This is a genomic window from Riemerella columbina DSM 16469 (assembly GCF_000374405.1).
In the GTDB taxonomy this organism is placed as follows: Bacteria; Bacteroidota; Bacteroidia; order Flavobacteriales; family Weeksellaceae; genus Riemerella; species Riemerella columbina.
The window spans coordinates 1-1709 of record NZ_KB894276.1 but is presented as its reverse complement, the minus strand read 5'-3'; the positions used below and the strand labels follow the sequence as shown (position 1 = coordinate 1709).

Sequence of the window (1709 nt, the reverse complement as noted above, 5' to 3'; positions counted from 1 at the left end):
CGAAATTACATAGGACTATCCACACAAAGTGGGGCGGTTTATAGAGTAGATGGCAATAATGGTGAAATGGCTCAAGACGGGAACTTCTATTTTACACATTTTACCAGCGATATTACGGGTGATTGGGTAAAAATAAAAGGATATATTCTGCCTTATTCCTATGCTCCAATGGATACAATAGGATTATCTAACAATATAGGTGGTGTTAATAATCATGCGAGGTTATTACCCACAATGAAGAAAATTAGACTAAGAATATTGAATTACTATAACAATGGAAAAAACTCTAAATTATGGATTGTAAACCCACAATGTAGAGAGGTTTCTCCAGAGGTGTTAGAGGGAATAAGCAAATCATTAAAAATCGGAAAATTAGCGGATGATAAAGCACAAGAAGCATTAGGGCTTACACAAAACCAACAAACTAATATTAATAACCTTATCTCTAAAACTGATTTTCTAACAAGCACTTCTGTACAAGGTAATGCCGTTGCTACTGGTAGTGTTATCGTAGGAAATGGCTATGGTGCTAATGCTGGGCTTACTGGGCTTGGGGGAAACACGGATATGTTCCTTTGGGGTGGTGCAGATTACAACAACAGAGGAAAAGCACCGATAAGTATTCACAGAGATGGCTTTTTAAGAGTGCGTAATAGTGCAGGACAAGTCATTTTTGAAATCGGTCAAAAAAACGGAAAGGCTGTCTTTAACATCTATAACGATAACGGCACCAAAACGGCAGAAATCGGACAATCAGGATTACAATTTATAGGCTATGTATCGGATAGTTTTAGTGAGGAAAAACTTTGGCGTCTTAATATTCAGAATGGAACACGAGATAATTTAAGAGGATGTGTAATAAGTGCGTTGAGAAAAAAAAGAGTAGAAGGGCATCCAACCACAATTGAAGAAAGTCAAAACGGAACATTTAGAGTTTTTAGCCCAGAGAATACAACAGCCTACCTCTATAACGCAGGTAATAACTTTGAAACGCAAGCGAATAAGCAATATGAGAATATCTTTTTTGCAACCCAAAACAAATTGGGAAATAAGATACAAGACGGGTATTACATTATGAAATACCGTACAGTATTTAACATTCAAGACGGACATAATATTGAGCAACCTGATGGATTATGCCCTGTGAGCATGAATATTATATATATATCCGACGGAAAAGTCCTCAATTCGCAAACTATTGTGTTAGATGAAAGACTCTACTTCAAATCTATATTATATGGAAATAATTTTAACTAAAAAACAATAAAACTATGAGAACACTTACAAAAATCAACGAGAGAAAATCAGTAACACTGATGGAAGTGATTAACGGAAGAGAAATCTACTACAACTATGACTTAGAATTGTCGCAGGAAACCCCTCAATTCGTAACATTTGCTACTCAAGGTGGTCAGAATAGCATAAGTGGACAATATTCAGCAAACGCAGGATTTAGCCTTAACGGACAAGGCGTGACAAATATGGCGGACTTTCAAATTGCTAATGTGGCGTTCCAAACAATGCTGGATATTACAGCAGGTAACTTTACGGCTAATATAGCAATAGAAAATACAGAGGAAAAGTAGAGTTTAAAAAACAAACATTATGATTAANGAATTTATCATTAAAAACCTAATGAATATACACGCGGGAACAACAAGCCAAAAGATTATGGCAACTATAAAATTAGCCGCTGCACCAGCTGTTGG

Annotated in this window: 1 protein-coding gene and 1 pseudogene; both read left to right on the top strand. The window is 36.1% G+C overall.

The annotated features are described in order from the left end of the window. A pseudogene (locus C237_RS14785) lies at nucleotides 1-1257 on the top strand (hypothetical protein); the annotation flags it as partial. 14 nt (nucleotides 1258-1271) lie between these two features. Next, complete coding sequence (locus C237_RS13435; RefSeq protein ID WP_018676521.1) at nucleotides 1272-1586, top strand: hypothetical protein; 315 nt, start codon at nucleotides 1272-1274, stop codon at nucleotides 1584-1586. Nucleotides 1587-1709: the final 123 nt, after the last annotated feature.